The sequence below is a fragment of the Gordonia sp. UCD-TK1 genome, assembly GCF_001691435.1.
In the GTDB taxonomy this organism is placed as follows: Bacteria; Actinomycetota; Actinomycetes; order Mycobacteriales; family Mycobacteriaceae; genus Gordonia; species Gordonia hongkongensis.
Map to the genome: position 1 here is coordinate 137,793 of NZ_LZMP01000003.1, position 20,195 is coordinate 157,987.

A 20,195-nucleotide genomic window follows, 5' to 3' on the forward strand; every position below is an offset into this window, starting at 1 on the left:
GGACTCGGGCCGGGCGCCGGGCTGTCCGGTGCTGGCGCCGGAGACCCCGCGGGACCTCCGCCGATCGCGATCGGCACTGCGTATGGATTCGCGAGATACGTCGTAACATTCTCGCCTTTCCACTCACCGAAGCAACCACCGCCGACGCTAGCCGGACCGTCGACAAATGGCCCGAACTTCAAATCAGCGTTTCCACGAGCGTCAAGTACGTCACGCTTGGTGTCTGAGGTCTGTTGTGATGTGGGCCCGTCGCCGTACGGCGACTTACCGGTCCCGGTAACCCAGCAGGTCGTCGGTACACGCTTGTTTCGAATCTGGACGTGAATGTAAGTGTGTGCCCCAGACTTCGTGGTAGTAACCTTTAGCGTCCCGACTTCCGAGGAAGGGAGATGGACGTTCTGCTGCGACAGGTTCTCACTCCCGCGCGACAGCAAGCGTGTCTGCATCGAGTGACCGTCGATGGTGTCAGCCGACGCTTCACCCCCTGCAACGAACCCCATCGCCGCGACCGCACCGCTCGCAACTAGACCTACAGCCAGAATTCGCTTCCAACGAACGCCCACTTCCCACCCCATATCCAGTTTGAGTCGGTTCGACGCTATACGCGGGGCGACAGTCCCACAATCGGGCGACCACAAATTGATCCGAACGAGTGAGCGGGACTCGTCGTGCTACCCGTGGGGCCGAGACAGCGCACCTAATATCGCCCGCGCGGCCATCGGCCAAGATCGCCCCATCGCCGCGCGAGAACTCCTCCGCGACCGCCGAGCCGAATTCAGCCAGCTGCTCATCGCTATCGGACCCGACCGAGAGCTGGCCGAAGAAGCCGAACCGATGACCCGACATGGCCAGCTTGGGTCCTCGACACCCAACTTCACACGGTGAACGGCATTGGCACGACGATCGCGTCGAAGCCAATCGTCGCGCCTGTACCCGATCTGGAACAGTGTCGTCGTCGACGTCCTAGGCACGCGCGGCGGGCCGCACCTGGCCCCGATACACGCCGCGTTGCGGACCGAACCCGGTCTGCGACGTCGGCATCGTCGCTGTGCGGACCAGTCCCCGCGGCCGCAGCGATGTTGCACCACGGCACCGCAGACACCCAGAGCGCCGGTTCGTTACGGCCAAATAGCGTGATCGGTTCGCAGAGTCGGGGCGACCGCTTATCGTGCGCGGAGCTTGTGCAGCATGTCCATGTCGCTCGCGTCTTGTAGCGGAGTCTCTGCTTTACTCAGCACCCTGCCCTACCGAACGTGCGGGCGCTCAGTTGCTCTCGCGCTCCGGTCATCCTGCCACTCACCCAGGACAACGCGAACACCTTGTCACGGAAACGACATCCCCTCGCCATCGAAGATGGCCGCGATCAGGTTCTGATTGGTCGCCTCTGCGATGCGGTGGTCGATGCCCGGGGTCGTGAGGTCCAGCGCCTTGAGTGAACCGCCGACCACTGCCACCGCCATGCAGCGGCGGACGCTCTCGGTGTGGTCCTGTGCGTAGCGCGCGAGCGCCGACCACTTGGCCGAGGTGTCGGCGAGGTCGAAGCGGTGTGGATCGACGATGTCCATGACATACTTGCCGTCACCGTCGTCGTGCCAGAACAGGAAGTCCGGGTGCATGAGCTGGTGCTTGTCGCCGAACATGTAGGGCACCGCCAGTGCGTGTCGGCCCGACGAGGGGTTGCGGTACCAGCCGACGAGGGTGTCGGAGTCGAGTTCGGCGGCCAGCACCTCGGTCTCCCATGACGACCGCGAGGTGTCGACGGGGAATCTGCCGGAGTTGGGCTTGCCCCCAGGAATGACGTAAAGGTGCCCAGGGTAGGTGTCGATGGGCACGGCGGTCTTGTTCTTGAGCCTCTCCGTGGCGGCCGGATAGACGTCGCGGGCCTCGACCGTGGTGGGCAGCATCGGCGTCTTCCCGAGGTGCCACAGGGGTTCGATCTGTTCACGGACATGCCGCGGTTTGGCCGACACCTTGGCGCCGTGCTGCTGGCGCCAGTCGTCGATGAGCGAGGCGGCCTGTTGTTCGACGATGTCCTTGAAACCGAGCTCGGCCATCGCCGCGAGGCGGGCATAGGCGTCGACGTCCTCTTCACCGCGATCGCACAGGTCGACGAAGTACCAGGTCGCCGAGGCATCGGGTAGCATCCGCTTGGCCTTCTGGAAGTAGCCCTCGATGTCGCGCTCGTTGGTCGCGGTGTCGGACTTACCGACGCTCTGCATCACCATTTCGCCGTAGGCGACCATCGTGGTGCTGACCGTCAGCGAGAGTATGTCCGCGACCTTGGCGTCGATCTCGTTGCTGTGCTGGCCGTCAGCGGCGCGCATCTGGTCGATTATCCAGCGCTTGGCGGTCGACGAACCCTTCTTGATGATCCCGTACTCGGTGAGCGCGGTGGCCAGGCTCAACAGCTGTGCGGTACGGGAGGCGAATGACGCTTTCTGCCGCGTGTAGGACGGCAGCGTGTCGAGCAGGTCGAACAGTTTCGTCGGCACGTCGGTGGACTTCTCACACACCACCGGCGCCACCACGACCTCGACCTCGACGGTCTCGTCCTCGGTCAGAGCGGTCACGACACGAGCCACATGCTCGGAGCGGAAGCCAGGTAGGTAGGCGGCGACCTCGTCGAGGCGGTCGCCGCCGTCGACCCGCTTGGCCAGCGGGGTACGGACGAGCCGGCCGATCAGCTGGGCAATCTCGGTGTAGCTGTCCTTGTTTTGGAACGAAATCATTACTTCGGCCCGGGGACAGTCCCAGCCGGTGGTCAACGCCGATTTGAACAGCACCGCGCGTACCTGGTCATCGCCGGAGATTGCCTCCGGCGGAAGGTAGCGAATCGTCTTGTCCCCCACCTTCTTCGGGCCGTGCGGGTCACCGAAGGCATGTGCGACGGCGTAATCCGACAGGGCTGGCCAGGTCGACTCCATCACTGACAGGATCTCGGCGAGGCGTGCTTCCTCCTTGGCCGGCGCCATGCCCTGCTCAACCTGGACGACGAGCAGCGGCTCGACGAGCCGGTCTCCGGTGGTCTCGTGGTGGGTGCGCCAGGCCTCGTCGGAGGACTTCAGATCTTCGACGGCCAGCGCGAGCATCGTGTTGGGAGCTGACTGGGACTCGCCGAGACTGCGCAGCAGGATGCGGTCTTTGAGCAGACCGGACTCGCGTACGTCACCGGCGTTAACCTCGACCAGTCGCGGCGTGCGGTTCGCGGCGTTCATCGCGGCAAGGAAGCGGTCGGGAGTAGCCGAAATACCCAGGACGACCGGAGCCGGAGGTTGAATTGTGCCGATGTTGGTGGTGCCGCCGTCGACGATGGTCCCGGCAATCGACCTACGGTCGGTGTGCTTGGTTCCCGAGCCGCGGTGCGCCTCATCCCAGATCACCAGGAAGTCCTGGCCCCGGTCCCGGACGGTGTTGGCGATCATGTCCCAGACGCCGTGCGTGCGTTTGTCGTTTTTGGTGCCGTCGGGGCGAACAGCGTGCAGCGTCGAGTTCTTCTGCATTGCCTGGATGTGGACGAAGTAGATCACGCCCGGTTCCAGCGTCCGATGGTCGACTTCGCCGATGAAGCGGATTCGGTTGATGTCGATCGAACCGCCCGCTGCCTGGGTGATCTTGGAGATTGTCTGCGCATTGAGCGCACGGTCGTCGGTAATCCATAGGACGGTGGTTCTCGGATTCGGCGGTCGGGTCGCGGTGCCCTTGTAGATACCTTCGAGCACGGCGGTGGCGATGACGGTCTTACCGGCACCTGTGGGGGCCGTCAGCCCGACCGCGGTCCGCTCTCCGTCGTCGAGGTAACCGGCGCGGGCTTTGGCGAGATTGTTGAGCACCGAGTCGACCGCATCGCTCTGGTACGGCTCCAGCGTGAACTTCACCGCACACCACCGGTGACGTTGATGGTGTAGTTGGACAGGTAGTCCTCGTAGAGTTGGACGGTTTCGATGCCAACCGGCAGGCGCTCGACGGCCTGCTGGTACTCAGCCTCCGAGTCGGTAACGATGAACAGGACCACTGGCGGGGTGCCGCTGGTCGCAGCGTCGGTGACGGCGGACGCGAACGCGGTGAGTGCGTCAACGTCGAGCAGCACGCCGTAGGCATCGGTCAGCGCCCAACCGTCCTCGGGTTCGTCGTCGATGCACGGCCCGCGAGCGCCCCCTTCGAGCCACAACAGCGGTGCGACCGACTCGAACTCATGACCGCGTCGGACCATCCCCGGGTCGAGGTAGGTCAGATCGAACATCTCGACATTGGCCGGCAGCCCATCGGAGTAGGTGGAGCCGTCGGCGCGCTCACCTATGACTACCGTCGAGATCCGCGGGCGGCAGACGTACTGAAATACACCGCGCGACTCCCAGTCCTCGTCACCAAGATGCAGCCCCGATTTCCTCAGCTTCTTGGCCTCGGTCGCGCCGACCTCGTTGTTGGTCACGAGGATGGACTGGCGGGTCCCCCGGTCCTCCGCGTTGAGTTGCATCACAGCTTCGGTGGTCGTGCCGGACCCGCCAAAGAAGTCCACGATCACAGCATCCTGAGGTGCGGCAAGACGAAACCACCGCATCAACACTTCATGGTCCTTGGGAAACGGGAACCGCTTGTCCCCGAACACATCACGCAGGTGCCTTCCGGAATGCACCCGCATTCGCTCGAAGACTGATTGGACCACATTCCCTGATGTTTGCTCCAATGGCCTCTTCATACTGACGACGTCTGCGTGTGAGTTGCGGAAGATGATGCGTCCTTCCTCAATCATCTTCTGCATCGTCGCCTTTGAGTAGACCCAACCGTTGGGGTGCATGCGACAGGGCTTGCCTGTCACCGGATGCGGGAGGTCATACCGCAGATTTGGGCGTGGACTTGGGCTCCTGGTATCCGCATCCCTGCACAAAGTTCCATCAGGAAGAAACCACACATTGCGTGAAAGAGCTTGAACAGGAGAGTCCTTGGGTTGAGCCTTGAACCACGCACGCATCGCGGCGGTTGCGGCCGATTCGTCGGGGCCGTACTCGCTCCAAGCCGCAGCGCCCTGAGTCAGTACCTCATCGACTCCAGGTTTCTCCTCCCGCCAACGAATCTCTCGAGCCGCCAGCGCCGACTCATCGCGCGCGTAGACCAACATATAGTCAGCGCCATTGGAGACATAGCGAGAGTCATTCTTCCGACCCCCCTGCCAAACGATGTCCGACAGAAAGTTGGAGTCCCCGAATACCTGGTCCAAGAGCATACGGAGTCGATGATGCTCCTCGTCGCCGATGGCCACGATCATCACGCCCGTCGGTTTGAGCAGGTCACGCGCGATAAGCAGCCGCCTTTCCATGAACGACAACCACTTCGAGGACTTCGCCCGATCGTTCTGGTCGACATAGCGGTCGTTGTAGATCCAACCGTCGTTGCCGGTGTTGTACGGCGGGTCGATGTAGATCACGTCGACCTTGCCCCGGTGGGTCGACCGCAGCGCCTGGAGAGCGTGGAAGTTCTCGCCGTTGATCACCACGTGCCATGGCGCGTCTGCAGGGCCGTTCTCGATGCGCTCGACCGAGCGCAGCCCCGGGTAGATCGGTTCCTCGAATTCGCGGACGACGATCAGCTCAGACGCAACTCGCTCGCCGCCGTCGCCGCTGAGGACTGCGACCTCACGGGTGCGGTCGGTGAAGCGGTCGACGATCCAGGTCTCGGCCGAGGACTCATCTCGCAGGGCGACGCGGATGCCCTTGCGGATCGGATGGTCGGGCAGGCGGACCGACTCCGGGAGATGCCGGTCAAACACGAGTCCAAAGCGTCGCGAGCCACGCAGTAGGTCGACCTCCTGCGCCAGGCGAGCACGCAGGGTTTCATCATCGACACGCGAGATCAGCTGATCGAGGACGTTCGATTCGTCGGCCATCCACCTCACCTCTCCGCCGCAACAGTTACCGGAGAAGCCTATGGGTCCGCATTGGTTCGGGCGCCATCGGGTAGATAGCCAGTCACACATGTTGTAGTCCGTGCCCGTGGCCGGGACTGCTACACGGATAGGTGACATCTTGACCTGAACCCTGTGGCCACGGCACTCGCTGCGCATCGCCGACTCTGACCGACACCGATTGCCGATGACTACGGCCCCCCGGCTACCGCCCACAGAAGATCGTCGATCACGTCGATCCTTAGGAGACGCCGATAATCATCAGTTACGTCGACCCGGCCTATGGATGAACCTTCAATCCCTCGCGGCCTCGACCAGGTCCAGGATCAGCTATCTGTCACTAGTCTCACCGACGTGCTATCCACCTGATTGCGCATCCGATGACAGCATCCGAACACGGCAGCAAGTGCTGCCTCACCGTATGGCGTCAGTTACGGGATTCAGCCCCAAGGACCGTAGTTCTCGGCACGTAGGCTTTCCAGTGATTGTTACACTAGGTCGACACCTCACGCGCGAGCGTTATCAGGTTCTTTTCGCCATAGAGCCAGACGTCTCCGCCCGGTATAGCGTCTCGGGTCAGTCCAGTTGCTGCGGCAACGATGTGCCTCGCGAGGCTAGTCGGAGTCCAAGACCGGTCAGACTCTTCGTCGTCTGCAAGCCAGCGGAGTGGCTTATCCCTGTGACGCGTCCATGTCGCGTGTCCTCGCTCTGGACGTTCCCCGATCCACTGCTCTACTTCAGCCACTAGATCCAGCGCAATGGCGCCGCGCAAATTCAAATCAACGGTTGCTCCCTCTGGGATAGCTTGGTGGTCGTACAGGAGATAAGTCGACCGGGAAGAACGCTGTCGTTGCGCAATACGGGTAGCCGCTGACTCAATGCTTGCGACTCCAGGCGTAAGAACTCGAGTAGACGGGTCGTCTGGCGGGTACTGCCGTCTAAACACGACGCACGGCGCCGAGGGTTGATCCCCTCTTGTGTCATAGAACAGATTCACGGTGTGCATCTCGATAGCCAACGTCGGTGCGATATCTGACAACCACGCAACGGTCGTTAACGTCTGAGCGGCATATTTCTCGGCGATAAGAACTACCCTCGGCAGTTTGAGTATCTCGTCGTTCCAGTCATCGGTGACGTGCTGTTGTAGACGCTGTAATGCCTCTTCGTTCGAGCACGACTCCCCGACCGTCGCCATGTACTCGGCGTGGGCCTCCGCCAATGCTTGCTTGTCGAAACCCGCCACGAGCGCAGCATAGGTGATGGCTTGTAGGTGAATTCGAGCGTCATTTCCTCGCTTGAGCTCGACGACAACGAGTTGGCCAGACTTGTCTAACGCGAGGACATCGAGACGTTCCCGTCCTAAGTCCCCCTCGCTCGAGGACCACTTAGAGTACTGTCGCGCGACAATCATCACACCTTCGCCGAGGACTACTGGGTTCTCTACCACCCACTGCTCGAGGTGGGTGGTTTCAAGGAACCCGGAAGCTGCGAAAGATCCGCTGGTGAGCGGCTTCGCTGCCGGCCCATCGACGGCCAGGATGTTGATGTCTGTCACACCGTCATGCTAGACCCGTTGACGAATTGGGAGCCCCGTTTGCATCTGTCGCGGACATCGCCCGTTCAGCGATCTGGCGGATGCCAAATCGCTAACCCGCTGCAGCACCGCGCCATTTCACGTCATCGACGACCGGGGGCTGCTAGTCGGGTGACGGACTGAGGTTGGTGTATGTCGTGGGGTCAGCCCATCGCAGGGTGCTGGGGTCGACGATGTAGTGTTTGCGATCCTCGCCGATGACCAGGTGCCGGGTGCCTGATTCCCACGCTCCGTCGACGTGGTGGGGATGGTATCGCCCCACTACGAGGCGGCCAGGTTGCTGACGACGCGCGGGCGGGAAGTCGCCGAGTGGGTAGTCGCTCAACCGGGCTCGAACGCGGTCTCCACCGCCGGCGCCTTCAGCGACGGGATAGGCAGTGTCGTCGTCGGTCCATTCGTAACCGCATGCAGCGCAGCGGTACTCCAGAGTGTGCCCGGTGATGACGCAGCCGGCGAGCGCGACGCCGGGCCCCGGAGGGCCCGCAGGCATACCCCAGATCACTTCCAGGGTGCGTTCGGCTGAACAAGACGGGCATAACGGCCGCCGCGCGCAGATGAGGTCAGGCAGGCTGGTGGGCAGCGGTCGGTGCAGCTGGCCGTGGCAGTCGGAACACACTGTAACCGGGGCGCCGTCGGCAAATGCGGGGTCCTCGTCGTCCCCGACGTCGCGGTGATGGGATTCGGCGGGCACGGCTGAGGTGAAGTGTCGGCCGCAGCAGAGACAGTCGGTCGGGCCGAACGGCGTGGGGGGTGATTTGTCGGTTGGCTGCCATCGGCACCAGGACTCGTCGACGTCGCGCCATGGGGTGGGGTTAACCTCTTCGGCCTCGATAGCGGCGAGCAAACGCCGGCCGAGGTTGTCGTCGGTAATCGTCGCCGGCGCCTCCGGCAACGTGTCGCCTAGCCGTTTTTCGATAGCCCGCAGCGACAGTCCCGCGTCGAAGGGGCCCCATTCCGAGTCGGGTGGGGCGTTGAGACCATCGTCGTCGTCACCCCTGGACAGGGTGTCGATCTTGATGATCGCTGGGCTGGGGGCGTCGACCACGTACACCATGATGTCGCCGGCGGCGTACGTTGGTGGCGTCCGCCAGACGAGGTCGCCGATATCGGGGTCGTCGTCATCGCCAGGGAAAAACCAATCCACGGCTTGCTGCCACGGCTGTAGTAGACATAACTGGACGCGTGCACTTGTGCCGTCGGCGTTGGGAGTTCCCTTTTGAGCTACGACTCTGCCCATTCGGCGAATTCCTTCCACGAGATGGGAATGACCGACCGCTTCTGTCCGTGTTTGGGTCGCCACTGGAGATTGCCCTCGGAAACGTAGAGGGTACCGAGGGTTTTTCCATCGATCGCAACGTCAAACTCGAAATCGATGCCGGCGACGCGCACTCTGCTGGCGCTAAATCGTACGTCGTGGTCCGCCACGAAAATTCCTCCCCAGAAGAGACGCTGTCTAGTGTCGATCCTCTCGCGAACGTAGTGAACGACCATGACTCTGGCAAGGATCTGCTAACCACCGATGGCACCTCGCCCGGTATAGGCCTGGCCCGCCACCTGGGCTGTGCTCCTGTGAACGACCAGCATCGAGATACTCAACTTCAGCAGCGAATCCTGGTTGAGGGATCAAACTTCGCATGCGCATGCGCATCGCAACGATCGAAGACGCCGCCGATGCGTCACGGAGCTTCGATTCCAGCAAACGCCACTCGTTGCGAGACCCTACTTTCTGCCGCGCTGGTATTGCCAAATGGCGTGGTCAAGATCAGTGGGCGACATGCCTATGTCCGCCGCGGCGGCCGTCACGATCTCAAATGCGAACTGCGGTGTGACACTGCGGCGGGCAAGCCCTAACGAGTCCGCAACGAAACGACAGATCATCCGATCCGGTTTCACGCCCGGTATCCCGGCCAGCATCTGCAGGTAATGCCAGGTAATTCCGCTGCGCTGCCCCGTCACAACGCACCACTTATCCCGGATCTGTGCCAGCTGCGTCTCGTCGTTGGCCGTCTCTCGGAGATCCTCTGCGGAGGCGATCCGCGCGCCGTCGAGCACGCGGGCCGCATCTCGGATCGCCTGCGACTTGAGGACCCCGCTGCGGGTGGAGGTGCGGTTGTTGTTGCCGATCTTCTGCGCCCAGCCACCCGGGTCACCGAGCTCGTCGAAGGTGGCAAGCAGCTCAGGGACACCGTCTGTGTCCGGGTCATCGCCATGAGCACGCCGATACGACCTGTAGCGGGCCACCACGTTCTCGACGCTGGAGTAGCTGACGCCGGTCGACTGCACCGAGTCGATCACGCACAGCGCTAATCCGTCGGGGTAGCCCGACGGCGCCTGCAACCCGCGAAACGGTGCGCAGGCAGTGACGAGGATGCGTCGTTGTTCGGTCGCATACGCCATGGCAGCGACGGTACCGGTGACAGGATTCGTGACCGAACGTCTCTGAACCGTCGCCGGCGCTATGTGCTGAGATCGGACGTTCCATTTCCAGTCGGGGAACTCGATTTCGAGCTGGGTGATCCGTTTGGGTGAGAGTCGGTGTTGTCGGTACTCGGTGCGGCGTTTGGCCGCCCAGGCGCCGATGGGGAATCCGTCAATCGTGGCGTGGCGGGGTGGCGAGCTGGTGCCGTGCGTGGCGACGTAGCGGTGCAGGTGGTCCAGGCCGACGTGGAACGGTGCTCGGGCCCTGAGGGTCCACTGCCAGTCGGGGAACTCGGCTTCGAGCTGGTGGGCGTGTCCAGGTGGCATTTGTCCGGACCGGTATTCGGCGCGACGGGTGGCGACCCAGGTACCGATCGGGAATCCGTCGATGACGTCCCGCTGGCGTGGGCTGCTGGTGCCGTGCACGGCCCGATACCGATGTAGATGGGCGATACCCTCATCGTATCGGCTGGTCACAGTCCTAGCGTGCCTGTTGCCGCCGGGCGGTCGACCACCCACCCGGCGTTCTCACTACGACCATCGAGGGGTTCGCGGCGGGCAATCCCGCTGGTGTCTAGCTGTCACACGGGATGGGATCTATACTGGGATCTGAGGTGATCACCATGACAGCAGCGCATCCCCGGCCGGATTTGGCCGCCTACGCCGAAGCGGCCCGTATGTCGCAGCCCGAACTCGTGGCTGCGTTGCGCGATCTGCTCGGCGCGAAGCTCGTGGCCTACCTGGGGCGGGTGAGCGAGACCCGGGCGGTGCGGCAGTGGGCGGAGGGCACCCGCACCATCGCCAACCCCGAGGACGTCGAACGGCTCCGGATCGCCTACCGCGCCGCCCGCCTGATCACCGAACGCGACACCCCCGCCGTCGCACAAGCCTGGTTCCAGGGCCTCAACCCGGTCCTCGACGACCGGGCGCCGGCGTTGCTGCTGCGCGACGGCGACCTCGCCGACGTCGGCCCCCAGGTACTCAACGCTGCCCGCCAGTTCGCCGCGGTGGGATGAACCAACCCCGCACGTCGACGATCGGCACCCCGCACGGCCCGATCACCACCAGCATCCGGGCCGCCACGCCCATCTATCGAGTCGGGTACGCACCCAGTCCGTGGGAGTGGACGCCGTGGGAGTACGCCACCGACGGCCGCTTCGCCGGCCGCTGGGACGACCCCGACGGGGTGTGGCGCACCCTGTACTGCGCCGACACTCCCCTGGCCTGCTACCTCGAAGTCCTCGCCTTCGCCCGACCCAGCCCGCAACTGATCGCCGAGCTCGACGACATCGTCGTCGACGACGAAGACGAGCAGGACCATCCCACGCTGCCGCCCGGTCGCGTCCCGCGATCGTGGTGTGAGGCACGGATGCTCGGCCACGCCACCCTGACCGGACGGTTCGCGGTGCCCGCCGCCCCGGACAGCCTCGCCACCCTGCGAACGGTGTTTCGGCCGCTCGCGATCCGCTACGGGCTCGATGACCTCGACACCGCCGCGTTACGGGACGGGCGACCCCGCGGTCTCACCCAGGCCATCTCCCGCTGGCTCTACGCCCTCACCGACCACGGACAGGCAGCAGTCGACGGGATCGAGTTCGACTCCCGCCACGGCGACCAGCTGCGCATGTGGGCGCTCTACGAACGCGCCGCCGACCCCGACATCAGCCCCCACATCGACGTGGTCGACCACTGCCCCATCGACGCCGCGGATCCACACCTGGCCCGCGCCCTGACCCTCCTCGGACTCGAGTGGACCCCCGCCTAGAACTGCCTGAAACAGGCTGTCCCGCACCGCCGAACGAGCATGAGCCTGGCTCGACCAGCCGTAGTAATGCCTACGACCGTCTCTTCGACACCGGGATCGCCCACCTGCACCGCTACGCCGCCATGCATGGTTCCAGCTCACCTCCCCGCGGCGCGACGATCGACGGGTTCGCGATCGGTCAGTGGGTCGTCAACCGCCGTGCCGAGTACCGGCGGGGCCATCTGTCGGCCAAGCGGATCCGCCGCCTCGAAACCGAGTTCCCCGGCTGGGTGTGGAACGTGCGCGACGCGATGTTCGACGTCGGCGTCACCAATCTGCGCAGGTATGTCGCCGTCCACGGCACGAGCAACGCCGGAGAAGGCGATGTGATCGACGGTTTCGAGATCGGCACCTGGGTCGCGTCCCGCCGCGCCGACTACCGCAGAGGCCGACTGTCGGCCGACCGGATCGCGCGTCTGGAGTCCGAGTTTCCGGACTGGCAGTGGCTGCCTCAGGACGAGGCCTCCGCGACGGCATTCGAGACCGGCCTGTCCCACCTGCGCCGCTACGTCGCCGCCCACGGGACCAGCCAGGTCCCTCAGCGGGATGTGATCGACGGCTTCCCGATCGGTATCTGGGTCGCCACCCGTCGCGCCGACTACCGCAAAGGCCGGTTATCCGCGGAGCGGATCCGCCGCATCGAAACCGAGTTCCCTGACTGGCGGTGGACCGTACGACCCGCCGCCACGAAGAGCAGGCGGTGACGCCGTGCCCAGCGAGCACAACTCCCCGACCGCTGGCCGCCGACGTGCGGACGATYGGCGGTTCGACGACGGGATCGCACACCTGCACCGCTACGCCGCAGAGCATGGATCGAGCTCACCACCCCGCCACGCAACGATCGACGACTTCCGTATCGGCGCCTGGGTCGACAGCCGCCGCACCGACTACCGGCTCGGCCGGCTATCGCCCGAGCGAATCGCGCGCATCGAAACCGACTTCCCCGACTGGCAGTGGAACGTGCTCGATGCCGCCTTCGCGACCGGGATTGCACACCTGCGCCGCTACGTCGCCGCCCATGGCACCAGCAACCCACGCCAACACGACGTCATCGACGGCTTCCCGATCGGCCAGTGGGCGGCGAACCGTCGCGCCGACCACCGCACAGGCCGACTACCCGCTGACCGAATCGCTCTCTTCGACAACGAGTTCGCGGACTGGCTGTGGAACCCCCAGGACGCGGCATCGGCCGCCGCGTTCGAGGCCGGCGTCGCGCACCTGCACAGGTATCGAGTAGTGCACGGCACCAGCAACCCCCGCCAGCGTGAGGTGATCGACGGCTTCGCGATCGGCCAGTGGGCGGCGAACCGTCGCGCCGACTACCGTCGAGGCCGACTGCCGGCCGGCCGGGTCCGCCGCCTCGAAACCGAGTTCCCCGACTGGCGGTGGACTGCGGGAGACCGCTCCTGATCCAACACAGCAGACCGCCGGGCTGAGGCAACGGATTCGAAACCCGTCCAGTGTCAGTTCGAGTTTCGACCGGGGGCACCACACACGACCTGACCGGTCAGCGAGGCTGGGTCGGTGACGGCGGGGGCGGGTGGTGATCGCCCGGCCGGGGTGTGGGGAAGGTCAGCGACGGGCTCGGCGATTCGCGTTCGACCCCCGCCCGGGGGCGGGCGGGCGTCGCCGCGGCCGCGGCCGCCAGCGGCGGTGAGCCGGGGTCGTGCGCCTGCTGCTCGGTCACGGGTGTGCGGCCGTCGACCGGGATGAGGGTGTACCAGTTCTGCGCCTTGAGGTAGCGGGTGGCGAACAGGTACCACTGCCCCACCGCAAGTGGGGTGTCGCCGTTGACCGAGATGTAGACCCGGTCGGTGATCCCGCCCTGCTGGTTGACCACCACGCTCTCGGGCACGGAACCTTTGATCGATACTCCGGTGCGCACTCGGTACTGGGTTTCGGGAATCGCATCGAGCGCTGTGGTTCCGGCTTGACCGTCGACGCGGCCGGTGAACACGTGGGTGGCGATCGCCATCAGGTTCGCCAGGTCCGAGGTGTCGGTGACCGACGACGCCGACACCGTCGAGGTCGCCGTGACCTCAGGGACAACCGAGGTTGAGGACAGCACCGACTCGGTCGCTGGGTCGACCTCCCAGTCCGGCGCACAGCCCGTCACGGCGGCGGCGATGACCACACACGCTGCAGCCGTCGCAGTCCGCCACTGGCGGTGGAGTGGGACGTTCATCGCTGCATTTCACCATGCCACCGGGAGGTTCGGAGACCTCTAGCTGTTCTGACCGGACACGTTAGTCGGTACGGATCGTCAGGATCGATAGCGTGCCGTCAATGCTTCGGCACGCACGTACATGGCATCGCGGACGGATTCTGGCGCTAGTACTTCGGCGTCCGTATCAAGCCGCCACACTGCCCACACCGCATGGCGCAGGTCTTCGAAGGTCACGTCGAGGCGGATCCAATCATCCGGCTCCGGTTCCTCGGCACGGACAGCACTGGCATTCTCCAGCAGTTCCTCACGACGTGAGGTCTTGATGCGGACGACGACGGGGATGTGGTTCTCGGAGAGGAACTGTGCGGTGCGCTCGGCCCAGATGCGGTCGAGGTCGACCTGCGCGGGGCGTTGCGCTGGTTCGGGGAGCGCTTCGGCCCTGAGCATCCGAGACACACGGTAAGTCCGATCGTCTCCGGACCTCGTCGCCAGCAGGTAAGTGCGCCCGCGGACGGTGACCAGTCCAATCGGATCGACGGTTCGACGACTCGGTGCTTTGCCAGGTGCCGCGTAGTTGAATCGCAGCCGGCGGCCGGTGAGCACCGCGGCTCGGACCTCGCTCATGACGCCGTCGGCCAGGTCTTCGGTGGGGGCACGGCGAGAGAGAAGGTCGGTCTCCGGCTCCACGAGGAACCGTTTGGCCGCATCGCCAAGACTCACCTGGTGCCCCTCGGGCAGCGCGTCGACGACCTTTCGCATCGCCGAGGCTAGCGGTGCGCTGAGGCCGAAGACCTTCTCGCCGCGGGATGATCCGGCGGTGAGCAGCGCGAGTGCCTCGTCATGGTTCAGCCCGGTCAGTTCGGTGCGGAAGCCGGGAAGGAGTGAATAGCCACCGTATCGACCGCGGTCGGCGTAAACCGGGACGCCCGCAGTCGAGAGGGCGTCGATGTCGCGCAGCACGGTGCGCGTGGACACTTCGAGCGCACTGGCCAGCTGGTCGGCGGTTATTCGGTCTCGCTGGCGCAGCAGGAGCACCAGCGAGACCAGTCGGTCTGCTCGCATGCATCCATCTTCACCAGAATACACGACACAAGGTGTCGTGATTCGTTGGGAGGCTAGTAGCGCAGCGTCGAGGACGGCGGCCATAGGGCGGCCGGGCGCTGCGGAACGAATGAACGGAGCAGCGATGGAACGCACGGCAGTAAATCCGGTGACTTGGTCGCAGGAGATGGGCTTCAACCAGGGCGAAGTCATCTCAGGGGAGACAAGGACGCTGTACATCTCGGGACAGACAGCGATGAGCAAGGATGGTCGGCCCGAGCATGACGGGGACGTCGAGGCCCAGCTCGCGTTGGCCGTGGCGAACCTCGAGGCCGTGCTCGCCGAGGCCGGTATGTCGATGGAGAACCTGGTCCGCCTCAACGTCTACACCACCGACGTGGACGCGATGTTCCCGCATTACGGCGTGCTCGCCGGGAAGCTCCGGGCGGCAGGAGTCGCCCCGACTACCACGATGCTCGGCGTCACCCGCCTGGCGATCCCCGGCCAGATGGTCGAGCTCGAAGGAACCGCTGTCGCATAACGTTTCCCCCTTTTTGAATCTCATCTCGGACGGTCAGCAGGGTAACCCTGCTGACCGTCCGAGAGTCCTAAGGAGTCCCATGTCCCACGCAAATGCCGCTCTGACTCCCCGTCACCGTTTCAAAGTCGCTAGCCTGGTCGTAGATGACGGCTGGCCGATCAGCGAGGTCGCCGCTCGCTTCCAGGTGTCCTGGCCGACAGTGAAGCGGTGGGCAGATCGCTACGCAAATGGCGAATCGATGCACGACCGGTCCTCGCGGCCGAAGACCTCGCCGCACAAGACGCGCAAGGCGACGACGAAGCGGTGCGTGAGCCTGCGCCTGCGACTTCGCGAAGGGCCGGTCCAACTTGCGAGCAGGCTCGGCATCGCGCCGTCCACCGTGCATCGAATCCTCACGACCGCCCGGCTGAACCGGCTCGCATACGTAGACCGCGCCACAGGCGAAGTTGTCCGCCGTTACGAGCATGACTACCCCGGGTCGCTCGTGCACGTGGATGTGAAGAAGCTCGGGAACATCCCCGACGGAGGCGGCTGGCGTTATGTCGGCCGCCGCCAAGGCGAAAAGAACCGCTCCGCCACCGCTCGCATCTGTGGCGCAATACCTGCGAGGCCTTGTCGATCACGCCGAAGCGGACGCGCCCGTACCGTCCTCAGACCAACGGCAAGGTTGAGCGCTTCCACCGCACCATGGCTGACGGGTGGGCCTACGCTCGCTGTTACCGCAGCGAGCAGGAACGACGCGATGCCCTCGCCGATTGGATTCACCAGTACAACCAGCACCGTCCGCACACGGCCTGCGGCAACCAGCCGCCCTTCTCGCGGTTGACCAACGTCCCCGGTCAGTACATCTAGCTGTATGAGGCCAGGACGTTGTTGACGCGTGATGGCGTCCCGGAAGCGGGCGGCTTGCCGCCGTGCGCGCCGTGGGGCCGGTGGTAGTTGTAGTGCAGGTTCCAGGTCTCGAGCGCTTTTTCGCGCTGGTGTTCTGAGGTCCAGGTTCTGACGTAGAGGAACTCTTCGGCGAGGATGCGGTTGTAGCGTTCGACTTTTCCGTTGTGCTTGGGCGTGCAAGGCCGGGTCCGCTGGTGCTCGGCACCGTTCAGGGCGGCGGCGAAGGCATTGGAGCGATAGCAGGCACCGTTGTCGGTGATGATCCGCTCGATCTTCCCGATGCCATGCTTGGCGAACCATTCCCGGGCGCGGTTCAGGAACGCGACCGCGGTGGTGGCCTGCTCGTTCTCGAGCGATTCGGTGTACGCCAGGCGCGTGTGTCCGTCGATCGCAGAGTGTAGGTATGCGTGTCCCGCTCGCGCGCCGCGGGACTTCGCGCGGGCGGCGGCCCTGGCCTCGGGGCTGTTCTTCCCGTGCACTCGCCAGCCGCCGCCGTCGGGGATGCGCCCGACCTTCTTCACGTCCAGGTGCACCATGTGCCCGGGATGCTTGGCGGTGATGGTCTTGATCTCTCGGTTGTTCTCGCCGTTGGGGTCGATGAACCGACGGCGGTTCAAGCCGAGCTGAGCCAGGTGGCGGGTGATCGTGCGCCGACTGACGGTGGTGCCGTCCGCGTGAAGCTCGAATGCGATGCGGGACGCCGACCATTTCTTCTCGCGCCGTAGCTGCTCGATCCTCGCCACCGTCTGGCCGGGTGTCGCGGTTGACTGTCGGACCGGAGCAGACGAGCGATCAAACAGCCCGAGTTCGCCGAACTTCCGGTAGCGGTTCACCCACTTCGATGCGGTCGCCCGCGAGATGCCCATCTCGGCCGCCACGTGCGCGATCGGCCGGGTGCGGCATCGCTCCACGAGACGTCGGCAACCTCGGGCGTGAGTGGCGCATTCTTGTGGCTGCGCGTGCCCATCGACGAGCTTATGCTCGAGGTCATACTCTGCCGCCTAGCGCAAGGACGTGATGGTCCCGTCATGGATCGACCTGCCTAGAACAGACCCAGCACAAGCGTGATCGCGAGGAATAGCGCGAGCTGATAGCCGGCGTTGATGATCGTCAGCTTCAGAGGCTTCTGCTCGAACGAGTTGTGCTGGATAAGAGTCGATGCGGACAGCGTCAGCCAGGCGACGAACCCAACCACCACCGCCAGCCACACGGAGTCGTTGCCGGTGGCCGCCGACGTGAGCCCGACGGCGAACGCCAGTCCGAAAGTGGTCGCCGCGTTGGACACGGCGAGCAGGACGAGGTTCCGTGTTCGGACGGGTCTGTTCTTCTCCGGTGTGATGCCCGTGAGTCCTTCCCAGGCGTCCGCGATGGCTCCCCTTGAGTACCAGGCCATCGCGACGACCATCCCCGCGACGAACGCGAGGAGCACACCAATCCAGCTGATCTCCATGCTCATACCTCCTTGACGGCCGGAGCACGGACTGCCCTGGCAACGACGACGGCACATTGATACCATCAAGCATGGTTGAAAATGTCAATCGTGCATCATCACGTCGATCCTACGGTCAGTTCTGCGGGCTGGCGCGCGCGCTCGACGTCGTCGGAGACCGCTGGAACCTCCTGATCGTGCGCGAGCTGCTGCCCGGACCCCTGCGATACGGCGAGCTCAAAGCATCCCTGCCGGGCGTGGCGAGCAACCTCCTCGCCGAGCGGTTGCGGACGATGGAGGAGACCGGCGTTGTGGAGCGAGCGCTGGGAGACACAGGCGTCGTCTACGGACTGACACGATGGGGCACGGAGCTCAAGGAGCCGATGGAGGCCCTGGGCCGGTGGGGCGTGCCTCTGCTGGCCGCCGGGCGCGGTGATGACGAGTTCCGGCCCCGGTGGCTGACGCTCGCCCTGCCCGCCATTCTCCACGGGAGGACGGCAGCGCCGCCCGTCGAGATCGGCTTTGAGGTCGAGGGTCTGCTCATCGTTCTCCGCATCGACGAGGGTGGTCCGAGCGCGCGGATCGGTGACAAGAATCGACCGAACACCGTCCTAGCGGCCGAGGCCGATACCGTTGTCGGCTTCGTCGCCGGCGCTCTCACCATCGACCAAGCGCTCTATGCAGGAGAACTCCGCGGAGACGCGGCCCCCCTTCGGCAAGCGTTCGCCTAAGACGCCACCTCCAAGGCAGCGGATCGGAGGGATCGATCCGTAGTCGGTGCGACGCCGTCAACAACCTCATGGCCAGCAACATCTAGCTGTCTGACACGTCTGCTGGAGCGGAAGCCGAATTGCCGGATTTCGTAACGCCAACTGCTCCGCAGTCCGTGCCGCAGGAGCGGATCGACCGCGACGGCGACGGCGTCGCCTGCGAATAGACACCCCGCCAGCCCACACGCCGTCACGACGGTCCTTTCGGAACGTCGTGACGGCGGTCTAAGCTGCGGGCGCGGCACCCTCCCGGGTGTTGCGAACCCTGTCGTCGAGAACTCTCAAGGAGTGGTCATGGCTGGAATCGCAGACAAGTTCGACAAGGCATACGAAGGCAAGTCGCTGGCCGAGCTGGCCGATGCGCCGGTCGCGGCGTTGCAGGGCGTCAGCGACGGTGACGCCGAAAAGCTCCAGGCGGCGTTCAACATCAAGACAGTGCGTGACCTGGGCACCAACAAGTTCTTCCTCTGGGCCCAGGCGGTCGCCAAGCTCGCCGAATAGATCGGCCAGCCCGCGCGGAATACCGCGGGTGGGGCCGCCGTTGACTGGTGCGACGGTGGCGGGCTCATTGCCCCGGGCCTCACCCCTTTCCGTCGCTGCGTGCGGCCACTCGCCGAGAGGCGCACTGACCAGCACCGTCCCTCAACACGCTGAAGCCGTCAACCCTTGATGCGGATCGGCGGCTTCAGTCGTCATATCGGCAACAAACGACCAGAACGGGCAGACGGCCGCAATGGCGCCGCTGCTCGTGAAGTCGGACAGTCGGATAGGCGAGTATGGAGACGTATCTACCGTCGACAAGGACTGACCGGCCACCGTGACCGCGCACCTCCCCCGCCTTAACCCGCAGTTGACGTTGCGGTGGATCGACACCGCAGACGTTCGCGCCCAGCAGTGGGGCTTCCTCACCACTGGCCAGTGCGCTCGATTCGAGATGACGGCGACTGACCTGAAGAGGTTGCGGCAGAACAAGTATCTGGTGCCAGTCGCGCATCGAGTCATGCGCGAACCCGGCCGTGTCGGCGGGCGTGTCCTCGAGTCAGCTCGGCTGGCGTGGGTCGCGGCAGGCACGTTCCTGTTTCCCGGCGAACGGCTGGCGGCCACCTGGCCTGACCACGTCGTCACCGGAACGACCGCGTTGGCCATCCATGGGCTCGCCGATGTCACCGGCCCGCTCCCCCAGCTCGCCGTGATCAGGACCAATTCCATCCGTCGCTACAGCGTGCGCACCGCGGAGCTGCTGGCGGTCGACGGCCCACTTTCCTGGGACGAGGTGACCCTAATCGACGGACTTCCCGTTGCGACTCCCGCGGCCGCGATCGCGACGCTCGCCGCCACCGATCCGGCCGCCAGGCCCTCGCGCTGCTGGGTGGCGTCGATGCTGAATGCGCCGCCGTGGATCAGCTCACCGAGGCCACTACCGAGGCATTCCAGCAGTACCCCGACTACGCGGTGATCACCAGTTTTCCTGGCCTGGCTGACCTCTCCGGCGCTCGGGTGCTCGGCGAGATCGGCGACGACCGCGAGCGGTTCACCGACGCCCGTTCGCTGAAGGACCTACGCCGGTTCTGTGCTGATCACGCGGGCCTCCGGGCGCAGCATCTCGATTACCCGCCGCGTGGTGAAGAACAACCGACTCAA

At 64.8% G+C, this 20,195-nt stretch carries 18 protein-coding genes and 3 pseudogenes; 11 read left to right on the plus strand and 10 right to left on the minus strand.

All coding sequences use genetic code 11. The features are described 5' to 3' along the window. Nucleotides 1-1,322: 1,322 nt before the first annotated feature. From A9310_RS03605 to A9310_RS26195, 6 genes are all read right to left on the minus strand, one after another. Nucleotides 1,323-3,875, minus strand: a complete 2,553-nt coding sequence (locus tag A9310_RS03605; protein ID WP_065629402.1) for a DEAD/DEAH box helicase — start codon at nt 3,873-3,875, stop codon at nt 1,323-1,325. After that, a complete protein-coding gene (locus tag A9310_RS03610) occupies nt 3,872-5,881 on the minus strand; it encodes a site-specific DNA-methyltransferase (protein WP_065629403.1) in 2,010 nt (669 codons plus the stop codon). Before A9310_RS03610 ends, A9310_RS03605 begins: the two co-directional genes overlap by 4 nt. 511 nt (nt 5,882-6,392) lie before the next feature. Continuing rightward, complete coding sequence (locus A9310_RS03615) at nt 6,393-7,454, minus strand: hypothetical protein (RefSeq protein ID WP_065629404.1); 1,062 nt, start codon at nt 7,452-7,454, stop codon at nt 6,393-6,395. A 142-nt stretch (nt 7,455-7,596) separates the two neighbouring features. Then, nucleotides 7,597-8,730 carry a hypothetical protein gene (locus A9310_RS03620; protein WP_065629405.1) on the minus strand — a complete coding sequence of 378 codons (1,134 nt, stop codon included), beginning with the start codon at nt 8,728-8,730 and terminating at the stop codon, nt 7,597-7,599. Then, nucleotides 8,715-8,918, minus strand: a complete 204-nt coding sequence (locus A9310_RS03625) for a hypothetical protein (RefSeq protein WP_139104533.1) — start codon at nt 8,916-8,918, stop codon at nt 8,715-8,717. Before A9310_RS03625 ends, A9310_RS03620 begins: the two co-directional genes overlap by 16 nt. 294 nt (nt 8,919-9,212) lie before the next feature. Next, nucleotides 9,213-10,430 carry a helicase associated domain-containing protein gene (locus A9310_RS26195; protein ID WP_368072712.1) on the minus strand — a complete coding sequence of 406 codons (1,218 nt, stop codon included), beginning with the start codon at nt 10,428-10,430 and terminating at the stop codon, nt 9,213-9,215. A 104-nt stretch (nt 10,431-10,534) separates the two neighbouring features. On the opposite strand from A9310_RS26195, the gene A9310_RS03635 reads away from it, so the two are divergent. The 4 genes from A9310_RS03635 to A9310_RS03650 are packed head-to-tail and all read left to right on the plus strand — an operon-like array spanning nt 10,535 to nt 13,125. Beyond that, complete coding sequence (locus tag A9310_RS03635; protein WP_005180243.1) at nt 10,535-10,927, plus strand: hypothetical protein; 393 nt, start codon at nt 10,535-10,537, stop codon at nt 10,925-10,927. Next, complete coding sequence (locus A9310_RS03640) at nt 10,924-11,676, plus strand: RES domain-containing protein (RefSeq protein ID WP_065629407.1); 753 nt, start codon at nt 10,924-10,926, stop codon at nt 11,674-11,676. Before A9310_RS03635 ends, A9310_RS03640 begins: the two co-directional genes overlap by 4 nt. Continuing rightward, on the plus strand, nt 11,661-12,419 hold the full coding sequence (locus A9310_RS03645; RefSeq protein ID WP_083207244.1) for a helicase associated domain-containing protein: 759 nt from the start codon (nt 11,661-11,663) through the stop codon (nt 12,417-12,419). Before A9310_RS03640 ends, A9310_RS03645 begins: the two co-directional genes overlap by 16 nt. A 4-nt stretch (nt 12,420-12,423) precedes the next feature. Then, nucleotides 12,424-13,125: a helicase associated domain-containing protein gene (locus A9310_RS03650; RefSeq protein ID WP_065629408.1), complete on the plus strand. Its 702-nt coding sequence runs from the start codon at nt 12,424-12,426 to the stop codon at nt 13,123-13,125. 97 nt (nt 13,126-13,222) lie between these two features. Here A9310_RS03650 and A9310_RS03655 read toward each other — a convergent pair whose 3' ends face one another. Together A9310_RS03655 and A9310_RS03660 are read right to left on the minus strand one after the other, a co-directional pair. Further along, on the minus strand, nt 13,223-13,900 hold the full coding sequence (locus A9310_RS03655; protein ID WP_175401069.1) for a hypothetical protein: 678 nt from the start codon (nt 13,898-13,900) through the stop codon (nt 13,223-13,225). A 78-nt stretch (nt 13,901-13,978) separates the two neighbouring features. Beyond that, a complete protein-coding gene (locus A9310_RS03660; RefSeq protein ID WP_065629409.1) occupies nt 13,979-14,944 on the minus strand; it encodes a YafY family protein in 966 nt (321 codons plus the stop codon). 124 nt (nt 14,945-15,068) lie between these two features. Between A9310_RS03660 and A9310_RS03665 the strand changes: the two genes are divergently transcribed. Beyond that, the gene (locus A9310_RS03665) at nt 15,069-15,464 is read left to right on the plus strand and encodes a RidA family protein (RefSeq protein WP_065629410.1); all 396 of its coding nucleotides are present in this window, start codon (nt 15,069-15,071) and stop codon (nt 15,462-15,464) included. Between the two features lie 79 nt (nt 15,465-15,543). Beyond that, nucleotides 15,544-16,316 (plus strand): annotated as a pseudogene (locus tag A9310_RS03670) (integrase core domain-containing protein). Here A9310_RS03670 and A9310_RS03675 read toward each other — a convergent pair. Continuing rightward, nucleotides 16,313-17,322: pseudogene (locus A9310_RS03675) on the minus strand (IS481 family transposase). The pseudogenes A9310_RS03670 and A9310_RS03675 sit on opposite strands and share 4 nt — an antisense overlap. 75 nt (nt 17,323-17,397) lie before the next feature. After that, on the minus strand, nt 17,398-17,811 hold the full coding sequence (locus A9310_RS03680; RefSeq protein ID WP_254661166.1) for a DUF1761 domain-containing protein: 414 nt from the start codon (nt 17,809-17,811) through the stop codon (nt 17,398-17,400). 65 nt (nt 17,812-17,876) lie between these two features. Here A9310_RS03680 and A9310_RS03685 point away from each other — a divergent pair, with 65 nt between their 5' ends. The 5 genes and pseudogenes from A9310_RS03685 to A9310_RS26200 form a co-directional block, all read left to right on the plus strand. Continuing rightward, nucleotides 17,877-18,515, plus strand: a complete 639-nt coding sequence (locus A9310_RS03685; RefSeq protein WP_065629412.1) for a helix-turn-helix domain-containing protein — start codon at nt 17,877-17,879, stop codon at nt 18,513-18,515. A gap of 155 nt (nt 18,516-18,670) precedes the next feature. After that, the gene (locus A9310_RS26550) at nt 18,671-18,721 is read left to right on the plus strand and encodes an excalibur calcium-binding domain-containing protein (RefSeq protein ID WP_368072714.1); all 51 of its coding nucleotides are present in this window, start codon (nt 18,671-18,673) and stop codon (nt 18,719-18,721) included. A gap of 127 nt (nt 18,722-18,848) precedes the next feature. Beyond that, entirely contained in the window at nt 18,849-19,055 is a 207-nt protein-coding gene (locus tag A9310_RS03690; RefSeq protein WP_065629426.1) for a hypothetical protein, read from the plus strand. 316 nt (nt 19,056-19,371) lie between these two features. Then, nucleotides 19,372-20,010: a hypothetical protein gene (locus A9310_RS03695; RefSeq protein ID WP_065629413.1), complete on the plus strand. Its 639-nt coding sequence runs from the start codon at nt 19,372-19,374 to the stop codon at nt 20,008-20,010. After that, nucleotides 19,899-20,195, plus strand: a pseudogene (locus tag A9310_RS26200) (transposase); the annotation flags it as partial. The gene A9310_RS03695 and the pseudogene A9310_RS26200, both read left to right, overlap by 112 nt.

Bases quoted from the DNA above. Each gene is read 5' to 3' on its own strand.
- A9310_RS03610 (WP_065629403.1), bottom strand. From the start codon at position 5,881: ATGGCCGACGAATCGAACGTCCTCGATCAGCTGATCTCGCGTGTCGAT.
- A9310_RS03620 (WP_065629405.1), bottom strand. From the start codon at position 8,730: ATGGGCAGAGTCGTAGCTCAAAAGGGAACTCCCAACGCCGACGGCACA.
- A9310_RS03635 (WP_005180243.1), top strand. From the start codon at position 10,535: ATGACAGCAGCGCATCCCCGGCCGGATTTGGCCGCCTACGCCGAAGCG.
- A9310_RS03640 (WP_065629407.1), top strand. From the start codon at position 10,924: ATGAACCAACCCCGCACGTCGACGATCGGCACCCCGCACGGCCCGATC.
- A9310_RS03655 (WP_175401069.1), bottom strand. From the start codon at position 13,900: ATGAACGTCCCACTCCACCGCCAGTGGCGGACTGCGACGGCTGCAGCG.
- A9310_RS03660 (WP_065629409.1), bottom strand. From the start codon at position 14,944: ATGCGAGCAGACCGACTGGTCTCGCTGGTGCTCCTGCTGCGCCAGCGA.
- A9310_RS03665 (WP_065629410.1), top strand. From the start codon at position 15,069: ATGGAACGCACGGCAGTAAATCCGGTGACTTGGTCGCAGGAGATGGGC.
- A9310_RS03680 (WP_254661166.1), bottom strand. From the start codon at position 17,811: ATGAGCATGGAGATCAGCTGGATTGGTGTGCTCCTCGCGTTCGTCGCG.
- A9310_RS03685 (WP_065629412.1), top strand. From the start codon at position 17,877: ATGGTTGAAAATGTCAATCGTGCATCATCACGTCGATCCTACGGTCAG.
- A9310_RS03690 (WP_065629426.1), top strand. From the start codon at position 18,849: ATGGCTGGAATCGCAGACAAGTTCGACAAGGCATACGAAGGCAAGTCG.